Source organism: Aminobacter carboxidus (assembly GCF_014863355.1).
Taxonomy (GTDB): Bacteria; Pseudomonadota; Alphaproteobacteria; order Rhizobiales; family Rhizobiaceae; genus Aminobacter; species Aminobacter carboxidus.
The window spans coordinates 46,555-71,375 of record NZ_JACZEP010000001.1 but is presented as its reverse complement, the minus strand read 5'-3'; the positions used below and the strand labels follow the sequence as shown (position 1 = coordinate 71,375).

The following is a 24,821-nucleotide window of genomic DNA, read 5'->3' as shown; positions in this document are numbered from 1 at the left end:
CTGCTGCTCTTTGGACGTTTAGCGATGACCTAAGGGACACAGTCCGGACGTTTCTGATCTAGATCACACAGGCAGGAGGAAAAAATGCTGCCACTGTTCGAGATGCTGGCCAATGCCCAGAACGGCAACGGCATGGAAGCGCTGTCGCGCCAGTTCGGGCTGAGTCAGCAGCAGACACAATCGGCGATCGAAGCACTGATGCCGGCGTTCAGCCAAGGGCTGAAGCGCAATGCCTCCGACCCCTATGGCGTCGGCTCCTTTCTGCAGGCGATGGCGAGCGGCCAGCACGCCAAGTATTTCGAGGACGCCAGCCGCGCCTTCTCGCCCCAGGGCGTCGACGAAGGCAACGGTATCCTCGGCCACCTGTTCGGCTCGAAGGACCTGTCGCGGGCGGTTGCCGGCCAGGCGGCGCAAGCCACCGGCATCGGCCAGGACGTGCTCAAGCAGATGCTGCCGGTGATCGCCTCGATGATCATGGGCGGGCTGTTCAAGCAGTCGACCGGGCAGATGCAGGCGGCGAGCGGCATGGGCGGCAGCAATAACCCACTCGGCGAGATCATCGAGCAGATGATGCGGCAAGGTGGTGGGATGATGGGCGGCGGCCAGCAGCCCCGGCAGGCGCCGCAGCAGACCCAGGCGCCCGATCCTTTCGACAACCCTTTCGGCAAGGTGCTCAAGGACATGTTTGGCGGCGGCCAGGCGCAGCCGCAACCATCGCCGCGCCAGCAGGCGCCGCAGCAAAACCCCTATGGCGACAACCCGCTCGGCAAGATCTTCGAAGAGATGCTTGGCGGCGGTCGCGCCCAGCCGGTACCGCAGCCACAAGCGCGCCAGCCGCAACCACAAGCCAACCCGAGCGGCCGGCCGAAGAATCCCTATGACGACCTGTTCGGCAAGATGTTCGAGACCGGCAGCCAACAGCGCGACGACTACCAGAAGGGCGTCGAGTCGATCTTCGAACAGTTCAGCAAAGGCATGGACAGGTATCGCTGACCTGCAACAAGGCCTGACGGTTGATGCGAACCTCGCCTGAGACTTCAGCGGCTGGCAGCAACAGATCGACGGTGCCGGTCCTGGCCAATTGCCTCGGGCACTACGACGAATATGCGCCGACGCAGGGCCTCGACGCGCATTTCCAATGCGTGTGGACCAATGCGATCCCCAGCGATCATGTCGGGCCGGTCGCGGTGGTGCCGGACGGCTGCGTCGACCTGTTGTGGAAGGACGAGCGGTTGGTCGTCGTCGGACCTGACATCGTTGCCGCCAGTCCCGTGTTGCGTGGCGGAACGACAGTGCTCGGCATGCGCTTTCGGCCGGGCGCGGCACTCCGCTGGCTCCGTGCTCCCATGAGCGCGATCGTCGGCCAGTCGGTTGATCTCGCCGACCTCTGGGGGCAGACTGTTGCCGACGAACTGTGTGAACGGGTCGGCGAGGCCCAAACCATCGAACGACAGGCTGCCGTGCTGCAGCAACAGCTCCTCACGCAGCTTCCGGAACTGGAACGTCCGGCGCGAGACGCCAGTGAAATCTTTGCCGCGATGGCATCAGGGGCGGACGAAGTCGGCGGCAGGATTTCGTCACTGGTGGATCGCCTTGAAATCAGCGAGCGCACGCTGAGGCGCCGCAGCCACGACTATTTCGGATATGGACCAAAGACGCTGGACCGCATCCTGCGTTTCCAGAGTTTTCTTTCCCTGGTGCGCTCGCAGGGCGAGCGGCGCATGGCAGGCTTGGCTTACGAGGCCGGCTATGCCGACCAGGCCCATCTCGGTCGCGAAATCCAGACGCTTTGCGGTATGACCGCAGGAAGCGTCGTGCGCCAGATCAATGGCTGAATGGCCGTTTCGTTCAAGAATTCCACCGCTCCAGTCGGTATCGGCGGGCTGTCCCACGAAACGCAGGAGATTAGCCATGGGTACAAGCGGCAACGACCGACGGATCGACAATATCGAATTCAACGTCAGCGACATCACGCGTTCGCGTGAATTCTACGGCAAGGCCTTCGGATGGAGCTTCACCGACTTCGGTCCGACCTATTGCGAGTTCACCGACGGCCGCATGACCGGAGGACTTACGACCGGCGGCGCGGTGAAAACCGGCGGACCGCTGGTGATCCTTTATGCCGACGATCTCGCCGCCACACAAAGCCGCCTGGAGGCCGCGGGCGCAAGCATCGTCAAGCCAGTGTTCGCGTTTCCAGGCGGGCGGCGTTTCCACTTCGAAGATCCTGACGGCTACGAACTGGCGGTGTGGTCGGCGAACTGAGATGGCAACGATAGCCGAAAGCCTTGGCTTCATCCTGCTCGGCGGCGTGTTCGTCTGGGCTGGGGTCGAGCATTTCTGGAATTTCCGATCAGTCACTGGCCATTTGACAGAAAAGGGGTTTCCCGCCGCGCCAGTTCTGCTTGGCTTGGGCTCGATCGTCGAAATCATCGCCGGCCTGTGCCTGGCGGTTGGCGTGATGCGTGCTTACGCGGCGATAGCCCTGATCCTGTTCACCATCGCCGCAACACTGACGGCGCTCAACTTCTGGCGTTACTCAGGTGCGGAGAGACAAGGATTGCGGTCGGCATTTATCATCAACTTCGCCGTCGTTGGCGGTCTCATCCTCGCCGCGACAGCCTAAGAATGGCATCTCGGCGCATCGGATGCGCGTGAGCATCTCCCTGATACGAAAAAGCCCGGTCCTTGGGAGGACCGGGCAGCGTGCAGGCGAGGCCGGCGGGGACCGGCTGGGAGTGGGGAGCCTGCAAAAGCAGATTTCGCTAGGCGACGCGGCGAGCCATGGCCTCGACATTTTCGCTGCGCATTTGCCTGATCGAGCGAAGGCGCGCGGTCGGGTCGGTGGCGAACGGCAGGTCGACTGCGACGCACAGGTCGCCACGGGTGAGACCTACGTCGGCGAGCTCGGTGTCGGTCAATTCGCCAAGGCGGTAGAAGGCGCGGCGATTTTTCCAGGCACGGAAGAGATCGGCGGTATAGTTGACGATACGCATCGCATTCACCGGCCGAGCCGCGGAATGCGTCGTCTCAGTGCAATGGTCGAGCGTGGTCATGACGATCTCCTCTCAGATCGGGGACAAACGGGTCCCGTTCCGGTCGACGCTCCTTTAGCCGCCGCACCGGTTCCGATTCACATGCCTCATGTGGACAATGCGAGATTGCCATTGGCGTATTGATTAATCCAACGAATGTTTCTAATCTTTACCATCAATGTTCATGATGGAAACGTCGATGGCCGCTCCGCTCGATCTTGACCAGCTCCATACCTTCATCTCCATCGTCGACACCGGCAGCTTCACCCGCGCCGCCGACGAGGTGCACCGCACGCAGTCGGCGGTGTCGATGCAGATGCGCCGTCTCGAGGACCGCATCGGCAAGGCGCTCTTCGAAAAGGAAGGGCGGATGAACAAGCTGACCGAGGAAGGCGAGCGTCTTTTGACCTACGCCCGGCGCCTGCTGCACCTCAACCGCGAGACGCTGGCCGCCTTCGACGACAAGGCGCTGGAGGGCACTGTCCGCATCGGCGTGCCTGACGATTATGCCGACCGCTTCCTGCCCGAGATCATGGCGCGGTTCTCGCGCTCCAACCCGCGCGTCGAGCTCTCGGTGCTGTGCGAACCCACCGTCAATCTCGCCGACCAGATCCGTCGCGGCAATCTCGACATCGCGCTGGTGACCCAGTGCGAGGATACCCGGCCGAGCGAGATCGTGCGCAACGAACCCCTGCTTTGGGTGTCGTCGGCCAGCCACATGGTGCATGAGGAAACGATCCTGCCGATGGCCTTCGGCCGCCCGACCTGCCAGTGGCGGCAGATGGCGACTGAACTGCTCGACGCCAGCGGCCGCGAGTACCGCGTGCTGTTCACCAGTTGGTCGGCCAACGTCATCACCGCCGCCGTTCTGGCCGGCCTCGCCGTTTCGGTGTTGCCCGAATGCGCGCTTCGGCCGGGCATGCGCGTGCTTGGCGACGCCGACGGCTTCAGCGCCCTGCCTGACTGCAAGATAGGCATCTTGCGTGGCCATTCCAGCCGACCGGAGATCGTCGATGCGCTGGCGCGGCATATCTCGGAGAGCCTCGACAACATCTCGGTGCCGCTGTCCGAAGAGAGCGGGACGTTCGATTTCGCAGCCCTTGCGGCAGCACGCGGCCGGCGGCTCAAGCCGAGCCACATCATGCCGGGATGGTAGGCTGCGACTGAGCGGCAAAGCTTGACGAGGAGGGCCATGCGGCCCTCAATCGCGCCATGAACGAACTTGCCACCGAATCACGTACCAACGCTGCCGAATACACCGTCAGTGAAATCTCCGGCGCGCTGAAGCGCACCGTCGAGGACGTGTTCGGCAATGTGCGCGTGCGCGGCGAAATCTCGGGCTATCGCGGGCCGCATTCGTCCGGCCATGCCTATTTCTCGCTGAAGGACGACCGCGCCCGCATTGAAGCGGTGGTGTGGAAAGGCACGATGAGCCGGCTGAAATTCCGTCCCGAAGAAGGGATGGAGGTCATCGCCACCGGCAAGCTGACCACCTATCCCGGCTCGTCGAAGTACCAGATCGTCATCGACAGCCTGGAGCCCGCCGGCGCCGGCGCGTTGATGGCGCTGCTCGAGGAGCGTAAGCGCAGGCTCGCCGCCGAGGGCCTGTTCGACGACAGCCGCAAACAATTGCTGCCGTTCATGCCGCTGGTGATTGGCGTGGTGACTTCGCCGACCGGTGCGGTCATCCGCGACATCATCCACCGCATCAAGGACCGCTTCCCACTGCACGTGCTGGTCTGGCCGGTGCGCGTCCAGGGCGAGACGTCGGGGTCGGAAGTTGCCGCGGCGGTCAACGGTTTCAACGAACTGCCTGAGCTCGGCCCAATTCGCCGCCCCGACCTTCTGATCGTGGCGCGTGGGGGCGGCAGCCTTGAGGACCTCTGGGGCTTCAATGACGAGGCTCTGATCCGCGCGGTCGCGGCATCGCATATTCCGGTCATTTCAGCCGTCGGCCACGAAACCGACTGGACGCTGATCGACCTTGCCGCCGACCGGCGCGCGCCGACGCCGACGGGTGCCGCCGAGCTCGCCGTGCCTGTCAAAGCCGAGCTTGAAGCCGTGCTTGCCAATCTTGGCGCGCGTCTGCGCGGCGCGGTATCGCGGTTGATCGACAGGCGCAGCCAGGCGGTGCGGGCAGCGGCGCGCGCCCTGCCCACCCCGGACCAGTTGCTGGCGCTGCCGCGCCGGCGTTTCGACGATGCGACGACCCGGCTCGGCCGGGCATTGACCGTTGCCACCGAGCGCAAGCGCGCCCGGCTGTCGGCCGTGCGTCTGTCGCCGGCAACGCTGTCGCGGCGGATCGGCGAGACGCGGCGCCACCTCGACCGCGACATGTTGCGTGCCGACGCCGCCCTGCGGGCGATGGTGCGTGAAAAACGCCTCCGTTTCGACCGCACCAAGGGACGGCTGTCGCCGGAACCGCTTGTCCGCCGCCAGGATGCCTATGGCCAACAGCTCACGGCATTGGAGCGCCGCGCTACGCTTGCGGTCGGACGTAGGCTTGAGCGAGCGAGGACGAGCCTCTCGCAAGCCGACCGGTTGATGGCGACGCTGTCGCACAAGGCGGTTCTGGCGCGCGGTTTCGCGCTTGTCCGCGACGCCGACGGCACTGTGCTCAAGCGAGCCGCCGAAGTGGCCAAGGGTGCCGCGCTGTCGATCGAGTTCGCCGACGGCATGACGAATGCGATCGCCACCGACGACAACATGATCGCCGCAACTGGCGAGCCCAGGCCGAAGCCTGTGGCCAAGCCCGTAGCCAAGGTCAAGGAACCCGGCAATCAGGGCAGCCTGTTCTAGGTGAATTGGGGTTCAGTCGCCCGTGGGCGACGAGATGAACGGCGCCACCAGCGGCGAAATGAACGGTGCGCTCCACGAGCCTCCAACGAAGAACGCCGTCGGCGGCACTGCCGGAGCTACCGGCGATGTCGTCGTTGAGGTGGAGGCGGTGATCTCCTTGGCTTCGATCGCGCCCGAAAGAGCAAGCCCACGCCCGACATAAGGCACGATGCCGGTCAGCCAGATGCGGCTTGTCGGCGTACGCGCCTCCGCCTTGTCGATCTTGGCGACACCGTTGGAGATCGTCGCCTTGAACTCGACGCCGTCGACCGGCAGCGTGCCACCCGAGACTTCGTCGAGCGAGAAGAAACCGCGCTCGGTGGCCCGTTTCATGAAGGCCTGCAGGTCGAGCCCGGCAATGGCGCCGACGCCGAACGTGGCGGCGATCGACCCGTTGGCATTCTCCAGCAGCGTATTCCAGTTCAGGCCGGGCCCCTGGAGGATCACCGAAACGGTGCCACGACCGATCGGCACGATGTGGCTCATGCCTGCCGCTGCGCCAAAGGCGCCGCCGTCGATGTCAGACGCCAGGAGCCTCATCTCGGCCTGTGTGCCGCCGGGCTTGCGGTCGAAGCGGATGCTGGCCTGAACGTTACCGCCGAAGGCCTCGGCGTCGGAGATGTCGAACGCCGCCAGGCCGCCCTTGACCTGAGCCGTCGCTGCGACCTCGGCGAGCGCGATCGAACCGGCCGTCGCCTTGGTCGCCGACAGCCGGAGGTCGAGATTGATACGGTCGGAAAAGCTGGTGTCGATCTCGGTCGTGGCCACATTGTTTGTTGGCGCCATCGGCGCGAAGGACGACGCGAACGTCATCAGGTCGAGCGTGTCGAAAGCGAGCGTGCCCGAAATCGACGGCACCATGCCATCCAGCGACAGGTCGAGAATGCCCATGCCGGGATTGCCGTCGAGCGTGACCTGCGCGTTCTCGATCTTCAGGCGGGACAGGTTGCCGCTGACCTTGGAGGCGAGCGAAATCGAGCCGACCGGGCTGCCCGGCAGGATGCCCGGCCTGGACCATTCCAGCATGCGGCGGAAAGACGGCGACACGATCTTGGCTTGGCCATCGATATGCGCGTCAGAGCCCATGTCGATGCTGCCGTCGAACGAGGCCTCGACAGGCGCCGATTTCAGCGAAGCGACGACCGGTGCCGTGCCGCCTGCAAACAGCATCATCGGCCGCGGCGACGACAGTTCAAGCGCCACCTGCTCGCCATGCCAGACACCGGTGGCGGTCAGCGTGCCGGCCTTGTTCAGTGCCGGCAGGCTGGCCTTGCCGGTGAGATCGGTCAGAATCTCGTCCTCGCCCTCGTCGGAGACTGCAACGACCCGACCGTCGATGAATTCGACGGCACCGAACTCGTCGGTGGGCAGTGCGCTGAGGTCGGGCTCGGCAGGGTTCGACGCCACCGTGGCACGGGCGCGCTCGATGGCGCGGCTGAGACGCCCGCCGCTCGAATGCGGCATCTCCACGCCGCCATCGGCAAGGCGCTTCAGGCGCAGCGTCGGCCGGATGAAATGCGCGTCAGAGAAATCGACATTGCCGCTGAGCGCCGAGAGCGCGGACAGTTCGATCTCGACACGTTCCGCCTCGATGACAGGCGAACCCTGCTCGTCATCCCAATCGGTCAGCGTCACCTCAGTCAGGGTAGCGCGGAACACCGGCCAGATCTCGATGTCGGGCGTGCCCTCGATTGATACGCGGAAGCCGCTCCACGCGCTCATCTCGAAGGCGATGCGATCCTTGACGATCTGGGTGGAAGCAATGAACGGCACTGCGGCAACCGTAACGGCGATCAGGACGATGAGTCCTGTGATCGCCCAGATGCTGCGCCTGAACAGTGGTGATGGCATGTTGCCCTTGTGCCGCCCGTGCTGCGCCGTTGTGGCTATCGGGTGTAACCGAGTAACGCGGCATTTCAAGTCTTTGTGGCCATGCGATGACGTTTGCGCACAGCGCAATGGCGCTAATCGACATTTCCTTGATCTGCTGCAGTGCGACATGCATAACCATGCGCGTTCTGGGAGAGATGCCAATGACTGTCGAAAAGCCGCTTTGGATGCCCTCGTCAACGCAGGTGGCGCAAGCGCCTCTCACGGCGTTCATGGCTGCGGCTGGCGAGCGCGCGGGGCGGTCGTTTTCGAGCTATGCCGAGTTGCACGGCTGGTCGATCGCCGAGCGCGAGGCGTTCTGGGACCTGGTCTGGGATTTCTGCGGCGTCATCGGCGACAAGGGCGGACGCGGGCTCATCGACGGCGACAAGATGCCGGGCGCGCAATTTTTCCCCGATGCCAGGCTGAACTTCGCGCAGAACCTGTTGCGCGGCTCGGGCAGCGGCGAGGCCATCGTCTTCCGTGGTGAGGACAAGGTCGAGCGCCGGGTTACTTGGGACGAGCTTGCTGCACTGGTATCGCAGCTGCAGCAGCTGTTCGTTTCGCTTGGCGTCAAACAGGGCGACCGGATCGCTGCGATGATGCCGAACATGCCGGAGACGGTTGCAGCGATGCTGGCGACAGCTTCGATCGGTGCCGTATGGTCGTCATGCTCGCCCGATTTCGGCGAACAGGGCGTGCTCGACCGCTTCGGCCAGATCGAGCCGAAGCTGTTCATCGCTCCCGACGGCTACTGGTATGGCGGCAAGCACATCGAGGTCGGGCAGAAGATATCAGCCGTTGCCGACAAGCTTGGCAGCGTGGCCAAAGTGCTGGTCGTCGACTATCTCGGCACCGCGCAAGACGTTGCCGCGACTATCGGCAAGGCCGAGGCGCTCGATGACGCGCTTGCGCCGTTTTCGGCCAAGGCGGTGACGTTCGAGGCCCTGCCCTTTTCGCATCCGCTCTACATCCTGTTTTCGTCGGGCACGACCGGAATTCCCAAGTGCATCGTGCATTCCGCCGGCGGCACGCTGATCCAGCATCTCAAGGAGCAGCGCCTGCATGCCGGTCTCGAGCCGGGCGACCGCTTCTTCTACTTCACCACCTGCGGCTGGATGATGTGGAACTGGCTGGTCTCGGGCCTCGCCTCGGAGGCGACACTCCTGCTCTATGACGGCTCACCGTTCCATCCTAACGGCAACGTGCTGTTCGACTTCGCCGATGCCGAGAAGATGACCTATTTCGGCACTTCGGCGAAGTTCATCGATTCGGTGCGCAAGGCCGGCCTGCGGCCCATCGACAGCCACGACCTGTCTGCGGTCCGTACCATCTCGTCAACCGGCTCGCCGCTGTCGCCGGAAGGTTTTGCCTTCGTCTATGACGGCATCAAGAAGGATATCCACCTGGCCTCGATCTCGGGTGGCACCGACATCGTCTCGTGCTTCGTGCTCGGCGTGCCGACCGAACCCGTCTGGACCGGTGAGATCCAGGGCGCGGGCCTCGGCCTCGCCGTCGATGTCTGGAACGATGACGGCAAGCCGGTACGCCAGGAGAAGGGCGAGCTCGTCTGCGCCAAGGCCTTCCCGGCGATGCCGATCGGCTTCTGGAACGATCCCGACGGCAAGAAGTACCACGCCGCCTATTTCGAGCGTTTCGACAATATCTGGTGCCATGGTGACTTCGCCGAATGGACAGCCCATGGCGGCATGATCATCCATGGCCGCTCGGACGCGACGTTGAACCCCGGCGGCGTGCGCATCGGCACCGCCGAGATCTACAACCAGGTCGAGCAGATGCCCGAGATCGCCGAGGCGATCTGCATCGGCCAGGACTGGGACGACGACGTGCGCGTCGTTCTGTTCGTCCGCCTCGCGCCCGACGTCACCCTCGACGAGAGCCTGGAAAAGCGCATCCGGACAAAGATCCGCACCGGCGCCAGTCCGCGCCACGTGCCGGCCAAGATCGTTGCTGTGACCGACATTCCGCGCACCAAGTCGGGCAAGATCACCGAGCTTGCCGTGCGCGACATCGTCCATGGCCGTCCGGTCAAGAACAAGGAAGCGCTCGCCAACCCGGAGGCGCTCGAACTCTATAGCGACATCGAGCAACTCAGGAGCTGAAACCGGGTATGCTTAACGAAGGGTAACCACCAAATTTACCTAGACTTCAGGAGTGGTACACTTTCGTAAATTTTTCACCACCTGGGTAAGGTGTTGTTAAGTTTCGACCCCGATAGTCATTATCAACTTGAGGGAGAAATCCCTTTCCTCGTCGCTGAGGATCGCCAGTTCAGCTCAAGTCCCCGTTGAAACAGCATCTACCTTCAAGGCGCCCCAGCGGCGCCTTTTTCTTTAGCTTGTTCTAAAAAGAACTTAGAGCGACGCCTCGGCATCCCGCACCAGCGCGCCGGAAAGCAGCACCACCGGCACCATCGCCGTGACGATGATGACAATTGCCGCCACCGCGCCCTCTTCCGGCACACCGCGCGAGGCATTTTCGTAGACATGGGTCGCGAGCGTGCTGAAGCCAAAGGGCCTGAGCAGGATGGTCGCCGACAGTTCCTTGACGGTGTCGACGAAGACCAGGACCGCGGCTGTCAGGATCGCTGGCTTGAGCAATGGCAGCAATACGCTGGTGGCGCTTTGCGCCGGCGTCTTGCCCAGGCTGCGGGCCGCCTCGTCGAGGCTGCCGGGCAGCTTTTCCATCCCGGAGCGGACAGCACCCTCGGCCAGGGCAACGAAACGGATGGTACAGGCGATGATTACCGCCGCGGCCGAGCCGGTGAGCAAAAGCCCGGTCGAAAAGCCGAGCCAGGCGCGGGCGAAAGCATCGAGCGAATTGTCGAAGCGCGCCAGCACGAACAATAGCCCGAGGCCGAGAATGCCACCGGGAAGGGCGTAACCGACCGAGGCAAGCCGCACGGTGGCTGCCATAACACGGCCCTTGGACAGGCGTTGGGCATTGAGCAGGAACAGCGCGATGACGACGGTCAGCGTCGCCGTCAGCGACGCGGTCATCAGGCTGTTGAGGAATGCGCTGGCGACATCGGGCGAGACGAACTGCTCGAGCCGGCGCGAGGCATACTGGCCAAAGATGGTGATCGGCACGCCAAAGCCGCTGAGTATCGGCAGCGACACGGCAGCTGGCAAGGCGACGCGCCTCCAGCCCTTGAGCGCTGTGCGCGGCGGGTGGACCTTCAGATGGGTGCCGCGCCCGGAATGGAAGCGCTGGCGCCGGCGCGCCCATTGCTCGGCGACGAGCAGAAGCAGGACGAGCACCAGCATCAGGAGCGCGATCTGGGCGCCGCCCTCCAGGCTGCCGCGGTTGAGCCAGGTGGTGTAGACGGCAACCGTCAGCGTGCGGACGCCAAAATACTCGGCCGCACCAATGTCGTTGATCGTCTCCATCAATACCAGGGCAACGCCGGCAACAATGGCTGGCCGCGCCACAGGCAGAAGCACGCGCCAGAACACGCGCGCCGGCGAGGCGCCGAGCGTGCGCGCGACGTCGGCAATGTTGCGGCCCTGCATCAGGAAGACGATGCGGGTGGTGAGATAGACATAAGGGTAGAGCACTGAGGCCAGCACGAAGGCCGTTCCCCAGGTCGAGCGAATGTCGGGAAACCAGTAGTCGCGGATCGTCTGAAAGCCGAAAATCTCCCGCACCAGACCCTGCACCGGCCCCTGGTAATGGAAGAACTCGCCGAAAGCATAGGCCGCGAGATAGGGCGGCACGGCCAGCGGCAACACCAGCGCCCAGGACAGGATGCGGCGGAATGGGAAATCATAGGCGACAACGGCCCAGGCGCAGGCGACGCCGGCAACCGAGGTGAGTGCCGCGACCATGGCCAGCAGCGCCAGGGTCGTGCTGACAGCGCCCGGCAGCACGTTGGCGATCAGATGCGGCCAGTCCTCGCCAGTGCCGGAAAGAGCAACGAAAGCAAGAGACAGCACCGGCAGGATGACGATGACGCCGACGGCTAGCGCCAACGTGCCGATAAGCGGATGGCGCAGGCGCTTGACCGGCAAGGCGCGGGCGTTCGCGGCTGACGCCACGTCTGCAACCCCCGAACCTGCTCCGCCTGTCGTCGGCAAGGGCACTTCCCGTCCTTTGTGCCTACGCATCATGCTGTCCGAAGATCGATGCCGATACTCGGGCCGATGCGCCAATGCAGAAAAGCCGGACCGATCGCCCGGCCCGGCTCTTCCTCAGTTCATGTACCCGATTATCAGCTGCTCGGGCCGTCGTCGAGACCGACGCGGTCGACCATCTCTGACGCGGCCTTGCGGCCCTTGGCGATGTCGACCAGCGGCAGCGTGTCCGCCTTCAGCTCGCCGAATGCCTTGACCGTCTCGGACGGCTCCAGGCCCGGCTCGACTGGATATTCGTAGTTCTTCTCGGCGTAGACCTGCTGCGCCTTGTGGCTGGCCAGGAAGCGGATCAGCTTGACGGCGTTGTCACGGTTCGGCGCGTTCTTGGCGAGCGCGGCACCCGAGATGTTGACGTGGGTCAGGCCGTTCTCGAAGGTCGGGAACAGCACGTTGATGGCGTTGCCCCATTCCTTTTCCTTCGGATCCTTCTCGTTGTTGCGCATCAGGCCGACATAGTAGGTGTTGCCGATGGCGATGTCGCATTCGCCGGCAGCAATCGCGCCAGCCTGCGGACGGTCGCCGCCATCAGGCTTCTTGGCGAGATTGGCCTTGAGGCCCTTCATCCACTCTTCGGTCTTTTCCGAGCCCCAATGGGCGATCGCAGCCGAGAACAGCGCGAGGTTGTAGTCGTGCTGGCCCGAACGCATGCAGATCTTGCCCTTCCACTTGGGATCGGCGAGGTCGGCATAGGTGATGGCGGTGTCCTTGACCCGATCCTTCGAGGCATAGATTACGCGGGCGCGCTTGGTGACGCCGAACCAGTTGCCTTCCGGATCGCGGTATTCGGCCGGCAGCAGCTTGTTGACCTCCTCGTCGACCACCGGCTGGGTCACGCCCTTGGACTGGGCGGAGGTCAGGCGGGCGATGTCGACGGTCATGATGACGTCGGCAGGCGAATTGGCGCCTTCGGCCAGAATGCGCTCCTCAAGACCCTTGTCGAGGAACAGAACCTCGGTCTTGACGCCGGTCTCGGCGGTGAAGGCATCGAGAACGGGCTTGATCAGATCCGGCTGGCGATAGGTGTAGATGTTGACGACACCGTCGGCGAGCGCCGACGTGGTGAACAGCGCCGCAATCGCAAGGGCACCGCCGGCGAGAGCCGACCTGGCGTTTCCAAACTTCATTTTTCTCTCCTGGCCAAAGGGGGCAAATTCCCTCGAGGAACATATGGCAGCCTCGATTTCGAGGCTGTCTCCCCTATGGTCATCGTGACTCATACGGTCAAGTTTAAAGGCCAGTCATATCAATAGTTTAGAATATTTCTAAACTGGAGTATTTCGTACCGGATTCAATGGCTTGTTCGACAATTTCTAACAGTCGCATGGATTGTTCACGAAAATGTGCGGAAATGTCGCACCTTGCTAACAACCAACTACTCGGCAAGGACCCGTGTCGAGGGGAAAGTGACCTCGACAAGCGTACCCTCGCCGGGCGTCGATGCGATGGCAAAACGGGCGCGATTGGCCTCGACCATGGCCTTGGTCAGCGGCAGTCCAAGACCGGTGCCATCGCCACGCGAGCGCTTCAGCGAGTTGATCTGCTTGAAAGGCTTGAGCGCCTGCTCGATCTCGGCCTGGCTCATGCCAATGCCGGTGTCGCGCACCCGCATGACGATGTCGCCCGAGGTCTCGTAGGAGGTCGAGACGATCACCTGACCGCCGGCCTGGGTGTAGCGCACGGCATTGGACAGGACGTTGAGCGCTATCTGGCGGATGCTGCGCCTGTCGGCGACGATCTCGGGCAGGCGCGAGGCAAAGCTCGAGCGGATGATGACGCGCTCGCGATTGGCCTGCGGCTGCATCATCGCGACGGTCTCGGCCAGCGTGTCGTTGAGCGACACCGCCTCGTAGTCCATCTCCTGCTGTCCGGCCTCGATCTTGGAGATGTCGAGCAGGTCGTTGACCAGCGACAGCACGTGATTGCCGGAGCGGTTGATATCGCGCAGATAGTCGCGGTAGCGGTCATTGGCGACCGGGCCGAACTTCTCGTCGACCATAAGCTCGGAAAAACCAATGATGGCGTTGAGCGGCGTGCGGATCTCGTGGCTGATACGGGCGAGAAAGTCGGTCTTCTGCGACGACGACCGCTCGGCCAAGGTGCGTGCCTGGGTCAACTCCTCCTCGGCACGCTTCCACTGGGTGATGTCGCGGACCACGGCGCAGAAGCCGCTGTCGTTGGGCAGGCGGCCGATGGTCATGAACAGCGGAATGAAGCGGCCCTGCGACTCGCGGCCGATGACCTCGCGGCCATCGTTGAGCACGCTGGCCACGCCATGTTCGGAAAGCCCGACCAGATAGTCACGCGCGGCACGCTGGCTCTCGATCGCGAACAGCGAATAGAACGGCTTGCCGGTGACCTCGTCGCTGTCGAAGCCGAACAGCGCCTCGGCCGGACGGCTGATCGACCGGATGGCGCCATCGCGATCGATCAGCACCACGCCGTCGGTGGCAGTGTCGATGATCGTGCGCATCTCGGCGAGACGCTCTTCGAGTTCGGCCACCTGTTCGACGGCGCTCTCGACATCGTCGTCGGCACTGATGCGGCGGACGACCAGCATCAGCGCCTTGCCGTCCTGCCACGGCACCGAGCGCAGCACCGCCTCGATGGGAAACTCCTCGCCATCGCGGGTCTTCAGTTTCAGGTCGTGGTCCGAACCGGGCTCGTCGCCATAGCTCTCGGCGAACAAGGCATCGAGGCCGCCTGCCCGCGCCAATTCGCCGACCGAGCCGTAGCCGGTCAGGACGAGGAACTCGGCATTGGCGTAATGCAGCACATCGCCGGCATGGATCAGCACCGGCACCGGCAACTGCTCCAGGATAGGTGCATCGACAGGCGTGTCGCGCCCGGCGGCGAAGGACGGAATGACGTCTTCGGCGCGCAAAGGTGGCTTTTCCGGCTGGTCGCGTTCGATTTCAACCTGTTCGACAATCGGTTCGACCGGTCGCACTGACGACAGCGACACGATTTCGGCGCTCTCGACCGGAGGCTGCTCGACGGGCGCCGGCAGGGCCACGTCAATCGCCGCCGCCTCTGGGGCGTCCGTTGACCGATGCGCGTCCGGCTCTGCAGCCACAGGCGCATGCTCAGAGGCGTCTGCAGCCACCGGCTCGTGCTCGGCGGTTTCCGCGGCCGCGGCTTCCGAATAGCCGGCAATCTCCGCCGACGCCGCCTCGCCATTCGTCTCCGCAACGGGCTTATCCGCAGCGGACTTCTCCGCTTCCGGCGTCTCGTCGGCCTCTGCAGCAGCTGCCTGCTGCCTTGCCGCTACGATCTCGTGTGCCCGCTTCAGCTTCTCGCCGATCTCGCGGAAGGCGCTGCGCTCGGTGGAGGAAAGGCCCTTGCCGTTAGCGGCCTCTTCCGGCGTTGCCAGCCGATGTTCGGCCAGGCGGATCACCTTGTCGGAATAGCGCCGATCATGCCTGCGGTCGATCTCCAGGGCCGGCACTTCGCCCGCGAAGGGGTCGTCAGCGCTCTTCAAGTCAGAAGCCAGCGCAGGATCAACAGGACGAGGCTCTGCGACCTCCTTCTGGCTGACCTGCGCCTTGCCGGCTTCGGGCGATGTCACGACGGGCTCGACTGCTACCGGATCGGCGGCAACTGGTTCGATGGCGGCGGGTTCGGCGGCAGCCGGCCCTTCGCCTGCGCCAGCCTGCGGTTCGACGTGTTCGGGATGTTTGTCGTTGGGAACCAGTGCCAGTCCGATGCGCTCGTGGTCGATGACCGCCTCGCCGGGGCGGGCCACGCCAAAGCCGCGAAAACCCTCGAAGCTGCGGTCGCGGCCATAGACCGGCAATGCAGCGAGGTCGACCGGGATGCGCCTGTCGGTGCCGGCGACGGGCCAGAGCACAGAGCGGCCGGACCAGGTGTCGCGGCGCTGCAGAAGACCTGCGATCTCGCCCGAGGGGTCGAGTTCGAATGTGGTGGAAACATCCTGGAAGCGGCGGCCGACGACATCAGCCGCATGGTCGCCGACCACGGCCGCGAATTCCGGCGAGATGGCGCTGAAGCGGCCTTCTGCGTCAGTGCGCCAGACAAAGCGGACCGGTGCTGCCGAACGGTCAGGCGCGGATTTGGGTGGCGCCGGCTGCGATGGCGCGGGATGAGCGGCCACTGGCGCTTCGACGGCAGCGACGGGCTCGCCCAAGGGCTGCGAAACGTCAGCCGATTCGTCGACCGGCTCCGGCTGGGAAGCCGGTTCGTCGGCGACAGATGCTTCGATGAAGTCAGTTTCGGTGCTTTCGGCTTCGACCTGCGCCGCAGCCGCCCTTTCGGCCATGGCGCGAACGGTGGCGCCGGCCTGGCTTTCGCGTTCCTCGGGGCTGAAATACCAGTGGTCGTGCTCGGCATGGTCCTGCGGCAGCGCCATAGCTGGCGCCGGCACCTGGCTGCCTTTCGGCTCGCCATGCAAAACATCCGCGCGCAAGGCGCTTGCGTCGGGCAGGTCCTCGCCGGCCGCGGCGTCTTCCATGACCTCGAGGCGTTCGTCGACGACGACAAGCAGGTGCCGTGCCGGTTCATCGGTCAGCCGCGCCACTCCGGCCGGCAGATAGCCGCCCGTCGCGGGGATTGCCCGTTTGATGATGCGGTCGCGCTCGCGCCCGACCGCTGAAACCAGTCCGGCCAGCGTCGAAGGCGCGATGCCGAGCGCGTCAAAGCCGTCAGTTGCCGCCTCGACCTCGCCATGGGCGTCGAGGAAAGCCAGGAAATGCCCCAGCTCGGTGAAGCCGCTGATGGCGTTGGCAGCGATGTCTCTGGCTCCGCGCGATGCAGCAGGCACAGCGAGCATGACCGCGGGCGCGCCATCCGGCATCCGCACCGAACTGGCGACAAAAGCAACGGCGCTGCTGGTCAGGCCCGATGCCACGCGCACCATGATGGAGCGGTCGCGGCCGATTCCGGGAAAACCCGATGTCGCTTCGATCTGGCGCCGGGCAATCGGCCCCAGGCGCGACGGCGCGCCGATCACCGCATCGATGTCGTCATAGCCGAGTACGGCAGCGCCGGGGCCATTGGCCCAGAACACGTCCTCGAGATCGACGGACAGCACGACGATAGCGTCGCCGGCAGCGAAACGCTGGCGGACACGATCGACGACCGCGACGTCGATAAAGGAATAAGCTGCTGACGGCATTCACATGTCCCGCAAGGCACGCATTCTCACAATTAACGCTTTGTTAATAAAAGCCGTCATCGCCAAGGTCTAGCAAACAGGTGTCATAGAGCGAGATTATTCTCGTCACGTGGTTAACCCGCACCAGCCTGGAAATGGTGCACTGCAACATAGATATTGCAATGCACAATCGAATGGCCTATATGAGACATGCGAATAAACGAGACGGGTGACACCACCCCGTCCAGTCCACAGGGTGAGACAATGTCCAAGACCAAGACCGCAGAATTCGCAGACAACATTGAAATGCCGAGCTTCGACGTTTCCAAGGCCACCGACCAGTTCCGCGTCTTCGCCGAAAAGGGCGTCGAGCAGTCCAAGGAAGCTTACACCAAGCTCAAGACCGGTGCCGAAGAAGCCCAGAAGACCATCGAGACCAGCTACGAGACCGCCCGCAGCGTGACCAACGAGCTGTCGCTCAAGGCGATCGCCGCGCTCCGCACCAATGCCGAGGCCGGTTTCTCGCACCTCGAAGCTCTCGCCGGCGCCAAGACGCTCTCCGAGATCGTTGAGCTGCAGACCTCCTACCTGCGCAGCCGCGTCGAGCAGACCGTCGAGCAGGCCAAGGAATTCCAGGCCGTTGCCTCGAAGGCCGCCGAAGACGTTTCGAAGCCGGTCAAGACCGCTTTCGAAAAGGCGCTGAAAGACCTCAAGGCCGCTTAGTGCATGACCCCGAAAATCGACTTCGATTTTCGGAAAGGATCCTACACCAATCAAAAGTGAACAAGATACCCGGCGGGTGGTTCCTCCTCCCTCTGCCTGCCGGGCGAAGCGGCCAGCACCTCCTCCCGCTGGTCACATAAAGGAAAAGGCCGGCACCTCCTCCCGCCGGCCTTTTTCTTTTTTTGCGATGCCGAAGCGCCGGATTTCAACGAGTTCCCACAGGCCGCGCAAATCGCCGCAGTGGAATATGCGCAAAGCTCTTGAAATGCGTCCGAAGAGTCCGTATTGACGCCGCACCAACAGGTACGCGGTTGTAGCTCAGTTGGTTAGAGCGCCGGATTGTGGATCCGGAGGTCGGTGGTTCGAGCCCACCCAACCGTACCATTCCTTCCCCCCAAGACAGCATCAAGCATCGATCACAGGCAGCATGGCCTTGCGCATACTGCAGCCGCATTCCGGCCTGATCGTCTGCCAAAGTTGCGAATCAAAGGCCTACCCATGATCGACCTGCGCCTTGCTGCCGGCGTTGCCACGACGATGATCGTCCTCGCTGGATGCCAGAACGAGCCTGCCGTGGGCCAACCGACATCAGGAATCTGCGATGGCACTGCCGCAGAATCAATAGCCGGCAAGGACCGGATCGCCGACGACGAGGTGAAGCGCCTTACCGGCGCGACCATTGTGCGACAGCACAAGCCGGGCGATCCCGCGACGATGGATTTCCGACAGGAGCGTGTCACTGTTGAAACCGACCCTGCGACCGGCAAGATCGTCCGCGCGTTCTGCGGCTGACATCGGTCGCGAACGCAGGTGGCCGTCATGCCCGATTGGAAAGCCCTGGCCCTTTCAAGGCTGCGTGACATCGGCTGGTCGGCCTGGGACCCTATCGGCCTGCTCACCCTCGGTGCGGACTGGCGCAACGAGCCTTTCGCCGATGAATACGATAGCTACCTGATCGAAGCCGCGTCAGGGCTTCGGGATGGCTGGCCGGTGAAGAAGGCAACCGACTATCTGCTGCTGATTGCCAGCGACCACATGGGGCTATCGCAGGTGTCTCGGCCAGCGGCGGAGGCAACGGCCAAGGCCATTGCGGACTATCTGCGCGAACTGGACCACCGCTAGGCGGCGCAGACGGAACTCGGCCAAGCGGCTACACCGAAGACGCAAAACGGCGCGCTTCATCAGAAGCGCGCCGTTTTGCTGTCCCGAGGGACGAAATTGGCCGCGAAGGCGGAGGTGCTTACTGGCAGGGAGCCAGATAGGTCACCGGCTTGCCGTAGCGGTCGTACATCGGCCGACCACGGTTGTCGTACTGGTGGTAGCGGCATTCGCCAGGTGCGGTGCCTGCGCCGATCATCGCGCCGGCAAGGCCGCCGATGACGGCACCTGCAACGGTCGCGCCGGTGTTGCCACCGATGGCCTGGCCGACGAGGGCGCCGCCTACGGCACCTACTGCACCGCCGCCAACGGCGCGTTCCTGTGGGGTGTTACAGGCCGTAGCGGCCAATGCGACGAAAGACAAAGCTGCAGCTGTAGCCAGAAAACGCGTCATCAACCCTACTCCTTGAAACAATCGCCACGACGCTATCATGGCGACTTTTGCTTATCTAGTGGCATATCCTTGGAAACTCTGGCCTTTTCGGCCGCTCCAGGACCTTTTCATCTCCATCCGCGCCACTTGTCGGCGCCGTTGCTGGCGACGGACCCGACGCGCCAGATCACCCCCGCTGTGCTGCCTGCTCGTCACGCAGACGCTGGACCTCGCGGCGCTTGTTGACCAGCGAGGCGGCGATGACACCGACAGCCACGATGGCGATCAGGATTGTACAGGCGGCATTGATCTCGGGTGTCACGCCGAGACGGACCTGGCTGTAGATCTTCATCGGCAAGGTGGTTGCACCCGGGCCCGAGGTGAAGCTCGAAATCACCAGGTCGTCGATGGAGAGTGTGAAAGCCAGCATCCAGCCGGAAATGATCGCCGGCAGGATGACCGGCAGCGTGATCTGGAAGAAGGTCTTCACCGGTGGCGCCCCCAAATCCATCGCCGCTTCCTCAAGCGAACGGTCGAAGGTGACCAGACGCGATTGCACCACGACGGCAACAAAGCACATCGAAAAGGTGATGTGCGCAAGCGTCAGGGTGAAGAAGCCGCGGTCGAGGCCTACGGCGACGAACAGCAAAAGCAGCGACAGGCCGGTGATGACCTCCGGCATGACCAGCGGCGCAAACACCATGCCGGAAAACAGTACCCTGCCCCGGAACCGGGTGTAGCGGGTCAGCGCCAGTGCCGCGAGCGTGCCGAGCACGGTCGCCATCGTCGCCGAGATCAGGCCGACGCGGATCGTCACCCACGCCGCGTCCATCAGGCCCTGATTGTTGAACAGCGAGACGTACCATTTGGTCGAGAAGCCGCCCCAGACGGTGACGAGCTTCGATTCGTTGAAGGAGAAGATGACCAGCAAGACGATGGGCAGATAGAGGAAGGCAAAGCCCAGAACGATGGCCGTGATGTTGAAGCGGCTCCAGCTCGAGTTCATCTCAGCGCCCCTGTTCCTGGGCGCGTGCCTGCGCCTGCTGAAAGAACATGATCGGCACGACGAGCAGCAGAAGCAGGATGACCGCCACCGCCGACGAGACCGGCCAGTCGCGATTGGCGAAGAACTCGTTCCACAACGTCTTGCCGATCATCAGCGTCTGCGAGCCGCCGAGCAGGTCGGGGATGACGAACTCGCCGACGGCCGGGATGAACACCAGCAGGCAGCCGGCGATGACGCCAGGCAGCGACAGCGGGAAGGTGATCTTCCAGAACGCGGAGGCCGGCGGGCAACCGAGATCCTGTGCTGCCTCGATCAGCGAATAGTCCATCTTCTCCAGCGCCGAATAGAGCGGCAGGATCATGAATGGCAGGTAGGAATAGACGATGCCGATGAAGATCGCCGAATGCGTGTTGAGGATCACCAGCGGCTGGTCGATGATGCCGGTGGCCAGCAGCAGCTGGTTGAGCAGCCCTTCGGGCTTGAGGATGCCGATCCAGGCGTAGACGCGGATCAGGAAGCTGGTCCAGAACGGCAGGATCACCAGCATCAGAAGCGTTGGCCGGATCGTCGCCGGCGCCCGCGCCATGCCGTAGGCGATGGGGTAACCGACAAGCAGCGCCAGAAACGTCGAGATGCCGGCAATGATGGCGCTCGAGACATAAGCGTTGAAGTAGAGCGCGTCCTGCGTCAGCCAGAGATAGTTGTCGAAGCTGAGCTCGCTGATTTGCGACAACAGCCCTGAAAAGCCGTCGGCAAGGCCAAGTGTCGGCGTGTAGGGCGGCATTGCGATCGCCGTCGTCGACAGCGATATCTTGAAGACGATGAAGAACGGGATGAGGAAGAAAACCAGCAGCCAGAGATAAGGAACGGCGATGACGAGGCGGTCGGTGATGGCTGAGAGCGGGTGTTTCATCTCCCCACCTATCGCGTCAGAACGACGCCGGCGTCGTTCCGGAAGGAGATCCAGGCCTTGTCGTCCCAGCTCAACGGATCTTCGGTGGCGCGCGTCGCATTGAGCGAGCTCGCCTTGACCACCTGGCCGTTGCCGAGCTGGACGTGGAAAATGGTCATGTCGCCGAGATAGGCGATGTCGTAGATCTCGCCTTCCATGACATTGTCGCCGCTTTCCGGCTTCTTCGACGAGACCTTGATCTTCTCGGGCCGGATGGCGAAGGCGACCTCGCTGCCGGCTGCAGCGTCGCCGGCATTGGCGGTGCGGATGGTGACGCCATTGGCACTGGCGATGGTAGCGCCCGTGCCGTCGCGGTCGGCGACCTTGCCTTCGAACATGTTGATATTGCCAACGAAGTCGGCAACGAAGCGCGAGCCCGGCGCCTCATAGACCTCGGCAGGTGTTGCCACCTGCATCACTTCGCCCTTGTCGAGAATGGCGATGCGGTCGGCCATGGTCATGGCCTCTTCCTGGTCGTGGGTCACCACCACGAAGGTCAGGCCGAGCGTCTGCTGCAGGTCCATCAGTTCGAACTGGGTTTCCTCGCGCAGCTTCTTGTCGAGCGCGCCGAGCGGCTCGTCGAGCAGCAAGACCTTGGGTCGCTTGGCGACCGCCCGTGCGAGTGCGACGCGCTGGCGTTGGCCGCCCGACAGCTGGTGTGGCTTGCGCTTGGCGAACTGGCCAAGCTTGACCAGCTTGAGCATGTCGGCGACGCGCTGATCGATCTCGGCCTTGGGCATGCCGTCCTGCTTGAGGCCGAAGGCAATGTTCTGCTCGACCGTCATGTGCGGGAACAGCGCGTAGGACTGGAACATCATGTTGACCGGCCGCCGGTAGGGCGGGATGCCGCGCAGGTCCTGGCCGTCGAGCAGGATCTGGCCGGAAGTCGGCTCCTCGAAGCCGGCGAGCATGCGCAGCAGCGTCGACTTTCCGCAGCCCGAGGCGCCGAGCAGCGCGAAGAATTCGCGCTCGTAGATCGACAGCGACAGATTGTTGACGGCGGTGAAGTCACCGAACCGTTTGGTGACGTCCTTGAATTGAATGTAGGGCTTGGCGTCTGGCTTGTTCCAGGGCGCAAACTCCCTGCGGATATTGCCGAGCGATTTCATGTCCCACTCCCACCTGCCCCTGATGCGAAACCCGGCGCCGATGGCGCCGGGCTCGTCTGCCTGAAGTTATTGTCCCGTGACGATCTTGGTCCAGCTGCGGGTGACGATGCGCTGGGTCTTGGGATCATAGGGCGGCACGGTGAAGAGCTTGGCGAGCGTTGCTTCATCCGGATAGATCGCCGGATCGCCCGAGATCTCCTTGTCGATGAACTGCTGCGACGCCTTGTTGCCGTTGGCGTAGAAAATGTAGTTCGAGGCTTTGGCCGTCACTTCCGGCTTCATCATGTAGTTGATGAACTCATGCGCCTCGGCAACGTGCTGGGCATCGGCCGGGATCGCCATCTGGTCGAACCACATCTCCGCACCTTCCTTGGGGATGACGTAGTCGACGACGACGCCCTGGTCCGCCTCGGCGGCACGGTCGCGCGCCTGGAAGATGTCGCCCGACCAGCCGACGGCCAGGCAGATGTCACCATTGGCGAGCGCGTTGATATATTCCGACGAATGGAACTTGCGGATCGACGGCCGAACCGCGAGCAATGCCTCTTCCGCCTTGGAGAGATCGCCCAGTTCGGTCGACTGCGGCTTGAGACCGAGATAGTTCAGCGTGGTCGGCAGAATGTCGGTTGGAGAATCGAGCAGGTAGACGCCGCAATCAGCAAGCTTGGCCAGCTGTTCCGGCTTGAAGACCACGTCCCAGCTGTCGATCCTGTCGATGCCGAGCGCTTCCTTGATCTTCTTTTGATTGTAGCCGATGCCGACCGTGCCCCACATGTAATTGACCGAGTATTCATTGCCCGGATCGTAGGCGGCGGTACGCGAACTCACCACGTCCCAGACGTTTGCCAAATTGGGCAGCTTGGACTTGTCGAGCTTCTGGTAGACGCCGGCCTGGATCTGGCGCGCCAGGAACGGGCTGGCCGTCGGCACCACGACATCATAGCCGCTACCGCCGGCGAGCAGCTTGGTTTCGAGGATTTCGTTGGAATCGTAGACGTCGTAGACGACCTTGATGCCGGTCTCCTTGGTGAAGTCTTCGATGATCGTGGAGTCGATGTAGTCAGACCAGTTGTAGACGTTGACGACGCGCTCCTGGGCGCTGGCGGGGATCGTAAACACGGCGATTAGGGCTGACGCGGCGGTCAGCCAGAGCGCTCTACGGTTCATGGCAGTCTCCTTTTGCGGACGCGCCCGTCCCGGCACATCCTGGTCCTGTACAAAAATCGAGTGATGAAGGTAGCGCGCTCCCGCCGGCTCGCGGCTCGGCGCAAACGGTACGGCGATTTACATCTGCGGACACCGAAGCCCCGGCAGTGGAACCTGGCAAGATACGCCTGTATTGTTGTTACCCTCGGGCTCAGCCTGCCCGCCGGACGGTAGTATTGTCAATGGTAAACAATCGATTGCTCAATCCGGCATCGGCATGCCGGTGACACCCGGTCTTTGCGGTTGCGCCTGACGCCTGAATTCGAGTGCCAAATGCACAAGCAAAGCTGCAAAAATGACAGCACCTCCAGCGATGGTGCGGACCGACGGCACTTCGGCATGCACCAGCCACACCCAGATCGGTCCCAGCATCGGCTCGAACGTACCGATCAGGGCGGCAACGGCTGCGGGGATCAATCTTGCCCCGGTTGCAAAGAAGGCGAGGCCAAGCCCGAGATTGACGACGCCGAACGCAAACAGGAACCCCATGTCGCGCGGCGAGACCGCAAAAGCCGAGGCCTGGGAGGCGGCAAAAGCGGCCGCAATCATCGTGCCGAGGCAGGTGGCCGGCGTCATGCGCACATGCGAGAAGCGCCGGGTGATGACGGTGGCGACCGAAAAGACCACCGCAATCAGCAAGGCGAGGCCGTCGCCGATCGGCGACACCTGACCGGTCAGCGACTCGGAGACCATGATCGCCACGCCCACGATCACCGCCACGATCGCCGCCCATGTCGACAGCGCCACCCGCTCGCGAAACAGCACCCAGGCAAACAGCGCCGCCAGCAAAGGCACGCCGGCCTGCATCAACAGCACATTGGCGACGGTGGTGTAGGCAAGGGCAACGACGAACGATGTCGAAGCCGTGGCGAAGCAGATCGCCACCAGCAACCCGGGCAGTCCCATGCCGCGGAACAATTGCAGCGTTCCGCGCCAGCCATCGCGCCAGGCCATGAAGGACAGAAGGAAGGCGGCCGCCCAGAACGAGCGCCAGAACACCACCGTCCAGATGTCGTCGATCTCGATGAAGCGCCCGATGGCGCCGCCCAGGCTCCACATCAGCGCCGACAGGAACACCAATGCTATGCCGAAACGCTCGTCCCGCCGCGAAACCTGCGGAGCGATGGCATTGGCTAGCGGGACTGCCGGGTCTGTCATGGCCTCAGTATCGATGACCTTGGGGGTGGCTGGATATGCTCAAAACGACTTGAAACGGTCCAATTCGCTACCTCATCGGGCCAGATCCGGCGAGGTCCAGCCCATGGCGATCGTTGTGGCAAACCGCGCC

The 24,821-nt window shown here is 63.4% G+C and carries 21 protein-coding genes and 1 tRNA gene; 11 read left to right on the top strand and 11 right to left on the bottom strand.

Translation table 11 applies throughout. The features are described 5' to 3' along the window. Window positions 1-84 precede the first annotated feature (84 nt). The 4 genes from IHE39_RS00310 (at window position 85) to IHE39_RS00295 (ending at window position 2,626) form a co-directional block, all read left to right on the top strand. Complete coding sequence (locus tag IHE39_RS00310) at window positions 85-993, top strand: DUF937 domain-containing protein (RefSeq protein ID WP_192565117.1); 909 nt, start codon at window positions 85-87, stop codon at window positions 991-993. 23 nt (window positions 994-1,016) lie between these two features. After that, window positions 1,017-1,835, top strand: a complete 819-nt coding sequence (locus IHE39_RS00305; protein WP_192565116.1) for a helix-turn-helix domain-containing protein — start codon at window positions 1,017-1,019, stop codon at window positions 1,833-1,835. 76 nt (window positions 1,836-1,911) lie between these two features. Then, window positions 1,912-2,265, top strand: coding sequence for a VOC family protein (locus IHE39_RS00300; protein ID WP_192565115.1), 354 nt, complete (start codon window positions 1,912-1,914; stop codon window positions 2,263-2,265). 1 nt (window position 2,266) lies between these two features. Further along, window positions 2,267-2,626: a DoxX family protein gene (locus tag IHE39_RS00295; RefSeq protein ID WP_184771345.1), complete on the top strand. Its 360-nt coding sequence runs from the start codon at window positions 2,267-2,269 to the stop codon at window positions 2,624-2,626. Between the two features lie 139 nt (window positions 2,627-2,765). On the opposite strand, the gene IHE39_RS00290 is transcribed toward IHE39_RS00295, so the two are convergent. Then, window positions 2,766-3,056, bottom strand: a complete 291-nt coding sequence (locus IHE39_RS00290) for a DUF1127 domain-containing protein (RefSeq protein ID WP_192565114.1) — start codon at window positions 3,054-3,056, stop codon at window positions 2,766-2,768. 178 nt (window positions 3,057-3,234) lie between these two features. Here IHE39_RS00290 and IHE39_RS00285 point away from each other — a divergent pair, with 178 nt between their 5' ends. Together IHE39_RS00285 and xseA are read left to right on the top strand one after the other, a co-directional pair. Beyond that, on the top strand, window positions 3,235-4,191 hold the full coding sequence (locus tag IHE39_RS00285; RefSeq protein WP_184771349.1) for a LysR substrate-binding domain-containing protein: 957 nt from the start codon (window positions 3,235-3,237) through the stop codon (window positions 4,189-4,191). A 56-nt stretch (window positions 4,192-4,247) separates the two neighbouring features. Further along, window positions 4,248-5,834 carry an exodeoxyribonuclease VII large subunit gene (gene xseA / locus IHE39_RS00280; protein WP_192565113.1) on the top strand — a complete coding sequence of 529 codons (1,587 nt, stop codon included), beginning with the start codon at window positions 4,248-4,250 and terminating at the stop codon, window positions 5,832-5,834. Between the two features lie 12 nt (window positions 5,835-5,846). Here the strand turns inward: xseA and IHE39_RS00275 are convergent, their stop codons facing one another. After that, window positions 5,847-7,724, bottom strand: a complete 1,878-nt coding sequence (locus IHE39_RS00275) for an AsmA family protein (RefSeq protein WP_192565112.1) — start codon at window positions 7,722-7,724, stop codon at window positions 5,847-5,849. Between the two features lie 182 nt (window positions 7,725-7,906). Here IHE39_RS00275 and IHE39_RS00270 point away from each other — a divergent pair, with 182 nt between their 5' ends. Further along, window positions 7,907-9,865, top strand: coding sequence for an acetoacetate--CoA ligase (locus tag IHE39_RS00270; RefSeq protein ID WP_192565111.1), 1,959 nt, complete (start codon window positions 7,907-7,909; stop codon window positions 9,863-9,865). 252 nt (window positions 9,866-10,117) lie between these two features. Here IHE39_RS00270 and IHE39_RS00265 read toward each other — a convergent pair whose 3' ends face one another. The 3 genes from IHE39_RS00265 to IHE39_RS00255 form a co-directional block, all read right to left on the bottom strand. Continuing rightward, the gene (locus IHE39_RS00265) at window positions 10,118-11,872 is read right to left on the bottom strand and encodes an ABC transporter permease (protein WP_434781268.1); all 1,755 of its coding nucleotides are present in this window, start codon (window positions 11,870-11,872) and stop codon (window positions 10,118-10,120) included. Window positions 11,873-11,973: 101 nt separating this feature from the next. Beyond that, window positions 11,974-13,020 (bottom strand): Fe(3+) ABC transporter substrate-binding protein, encoded by a 1,047-nt coding sequence (locus tag IHE39_RS00260; protein ID WP_192565109.1) that lies wholly within the window; start codon window positions 13,018-13,020, stop codon window positions 11,974-11,976. Between the two features lie 248 nt (window positions 13,021-13,268). Continuing rightward, on the bottom strand, window positions 13,269-17,027 hold the full coding sequence (locus IHE39_RS00255; protein WP_192565108.1) for a PAS domain S-box protein: 3,759 nt from the start codon (window positions 17,025-17,027) through the stop codon (window positions 13,269-13,271). Between the two features lie 243 nt (window positions 17,028-17,270). Between IHE39_RS00255 and IHE39_RS00250 the strand changes: the two genes are divergently transcribed. The 4 genes from IHE39_RS00250 to IHE39_RS00235 all read left to right on the top strand — a co-directional run bounded on the left by IHE39_RS00250 (window position 17,271) and on the right by IHE39_RS00235 (window position 18,851). Beyond that, a complete protein-coding gene (locus IHE39_RS00250; RefSeq protein WP_184771363.1) occupies window positions 17,271-17,729 on the top strand; it encodes a phasin in 459 nt (152 codons plus the stop codon). Between the two features lie 307 nt (window positions 17,730-18,036). Further along, window positions 18,037-18,113, top strand: a tRNA-His gene (locus tag IHE39_RS00245). A gap of 114 nt (window positions 18,114-18,227) precedes the next feature. Next, on the top strand, window positions 18,228-18,521 hold the full coding sequence (locus IHE39_RS00240; RefSeq protein WP_192565107.1) for an I78 family peptidase inhibitor: 294 nt from the start codon (window positions 18,228-18,230) through the stop codon (window positions 18,519-18,521). Window positions 18,522-18,548: 27 nt separating this feature from the next. Next, complete coding sequence (locus IHE39_RS00235) at window positions 18,549-18,851, top strand: hypothetical protein (protein ID WP_192565106.1); 303 nt, start codon at window positions 18,549-18,551, stop codon at window positions 18,849-18,851. Between the two features lie 118 nt (window positions 18,852-18,969). Here the strand turns inward: IHE39_RS00235 and IHE39_RS00230 are convergent, their stop codons facing one another. From IHE39_RS00230 to IHE39_RS00205, 6 genes are all read right to left on the bottom strand, one after another. Then, window positions 18,970-19,281 (bottom strand): YMGG-like glycine zipper-containing protein, encoded by a 312-nt coding sequence (locus IHE39_RS00230; protein ID WP_067965203.1) that lies wholly within the window; start codon window positions 19,279-19,281, stop codon window positions 18,970-18,972. Between the two features lie 166 nt (window positions 19,282-19,447). Continuing rightward, complete coding sequence (locus tag IHE39_RS00225) at window positions 19,448-20,266, bottom strand: ABC transporter permease (RefSeq protein ID WP_184771367.1); 819 nt, start codon at window positions 20,264-20,266, stop codon at window positions 19,448-19,450. Between the two features lies 1 nt (window position 20,267). Next, a complete protein-coding gene (locus tag IHE39_RS00220; protein WP_184771369.1) occupies window positions 20,268-21,179 on the bottom strand; it encodes an ABC transporter permease subunit in 912 nt (303 codons plus the stop codon). Window positions 21,180-21,187: 8 nt separating this feature from the next. Then, window positions 21,188-22,327, bottom strand: a complete 1,140-nt coding sequence (locus IHE39_RS00215) for an ABC transporter ATP-binding protein (protein WP_192565105.1) — start codon at window positions 22,325-22,327, stop codon at window positions 21,188-21,190. A gap of 66 nt (window positions 22,328-22,393) precedes the next feature. After that, window positions 22,394-23,494, bottom strand: a complete 1,101-nt coding sequence (locus IHE39_RS00210; RefSeq protein ID WP_184771373.1) for a polyamine ABC transporter substrate-binding protein — start codon at window positions 23,492-23,494, stop codon at window positions 22,394-22,396. A 240-nt stretch (window positions 23,495-23,734) separates the two neighbouring features. Continuing rightward, window positions 23,735-24,691 (bottom strand): DMT family transporter, encoded by a 957-nt coding sequence (locus IHE39_RS00205; RefSeq protein ID WP_184771375.1) that lies wholly within the window; start codon window positions 24,689-24,691, stop codon window positions 23,735-23,737. Window positions 24,692-24,821: the final 130 nt, after the last annotated feature.

What these genes read in the sequence shown, in the direction of transcription:
- IHE39_RS00220 (WP_184771369.1), bottom strand. Translation starts at nt 21,179, where the DNA reads ATGAAACACCCGCTCTCAGCCATCACCGACCGCCTCGTCATCGCCGTT.
- IHE39_RS00310 (WP_192565117.1), top strand. Translation starts at nt 85, where the DNA reads ATGCTGCCACTGTTCGAGATGCTGGCCAATGCCCAGAACGGCAACGGC.
- IHE39_RS00275 (WP_192565112.1), bottom strand. Translation starts at nt 7,724, where the DNA reads ATGCCATCACCACTGTTCAGGCGCAGCATCTGGGCGATCACAGGACTC.
- IHE39_RS00230 (WP_067965203.1), bottom strand. Translation starts at nt 19,281, where the DNA reads ATGACGCGTTTTCTGGCTACAGCTGCAGCTTTGTCTTTCGTCGCATTG.
- IHE39_RS00300 (WP_192565115.1), top strand. Translation starts at nt 1,912, where the DNA reads ATGGGTACAAGCGGCAACGACCGACGGATCGACAATATCGAATTCAAC.
- IHE39_RS00305 (WP_192565116.1), top strand. Translation starts at nt 1,017, where the DNA reads ATGCGAACCTCGCCTGAGACTTCAGCGGCTGGCAGCAACAGATCGACG.
- xseA (WP_192565113.1), top strand. Translation starts at nt 4,248, where the DNA reads ATGAACGAACTTGCCACCGAATCACGTACCAACGCTGCCGAATACACC.
- IHE39_RS00295 (WP_184771345.1), top strand. Translation starts at nt 2,267, where the DNA reads ATGGCAACGATAGCCGAAAGCCTTGGCTTCATCCTGCTCGGCGGCGTG.
- IHE39_RS00250 (WP_184771363.1), top strand. Translation starts at nt 17,271, where the DNA reads ATGTCCAAGACCAAGACCGCAGAATTCGCAGACAACATTGAAATGCCG.
- IHE39_RS00240 (WP_192565107.1), top strand. Translation starts at nt 18,228, where the DNA reads ATGATCGACCTGCGCCTTGCTGCCGGCGTTGCCACGACGATGATCGTC.
- IHE39_RS00270 (WP_192565111.1), top strand. Translation starts at nt 7,907, where the DNA reads ATGACTGTCGAAAAGCCGCTTTGGATGCCCTCGTCAACGCAGGTGGCG.
- IHE39_RS00210 (WP_184771373.1), bottom strand. Translation starts at nt 23,494, where the DNA reads ATGAACCGTAGAGCGCTCTGGCTGACCGCCGCGTCAGCCCTAATCGCC.
- IHE39_RS00215 (WP_192565105.1), bottom strand. Translation starts at nt 22,327, where the DNA reads ATGAAATCGCTCGGCAATATCCGCAGGGAGTTTGCGCCCTGGAACAAG.
- IHE39_RS00285 (WP_184771349.1), top strand. Translation starts at nt 3,235, where the DNA reads ATGGCCGCTCCGCTCGATCTTGACCAGCTCCATACCTTCATCTCCATC.
- IHE39_RS00260 (WP_192565109.1), bottom strand. Translation starts at nt 13,020, where the DNA reads ATGAAGTTTGGAAACGCCAGGTCGGCTCTCGCCGGCGGTGCCCTTGCG.
- IHE39_RS00235 (WP_192565106.1), top strand. Translation starts at nt 18,549, where the DNA reads ATGCCCGATTGGAAAGCCCTGGCCCTTTCAAGGCTGCGTGACATCGGC.
- IHE39_RS00255 (WP_192565108.1), bottom strand. Translation starts at nt 17,027, where the DNA reads ATGCCGTCAGCAGCTTATTCCTTTATCGACGTCGCGGTCGTCGATCGT.
- IHE39_RS00225 (WP_184771367.1), bottom strand. Translation starts at nt 20,266, where the DNA reads ATGAACTCGAGCTGGAGCCGCTTCAACATCACGGCCATCGTTCTGGGC.
- IHE39_RS00290 (WP_192565114.1), bottom strand. Translation starts at nt 3,056, where the DNA reads ATGACCACGCTCGACCATTGCACTGAGACGACGCATTCCGCGGCTCGG.
- IHE39_RS00265 (WP_434781268.1), bottom strand. Translation starts at nt 11,872, where the DNA reads ATGATGCGTAGGCACAAAGGACGGGAAGTGCCCTTGCCGACGACAGGC.
- IHE39_RS00205 (WP_184771375.1), bottom strand. Translation starts at nt 24,691, where the DNA reads ATGACAGACCCGGCAGTCCCGCTAGCCAATGCCATCGCTCCGCAGGTT.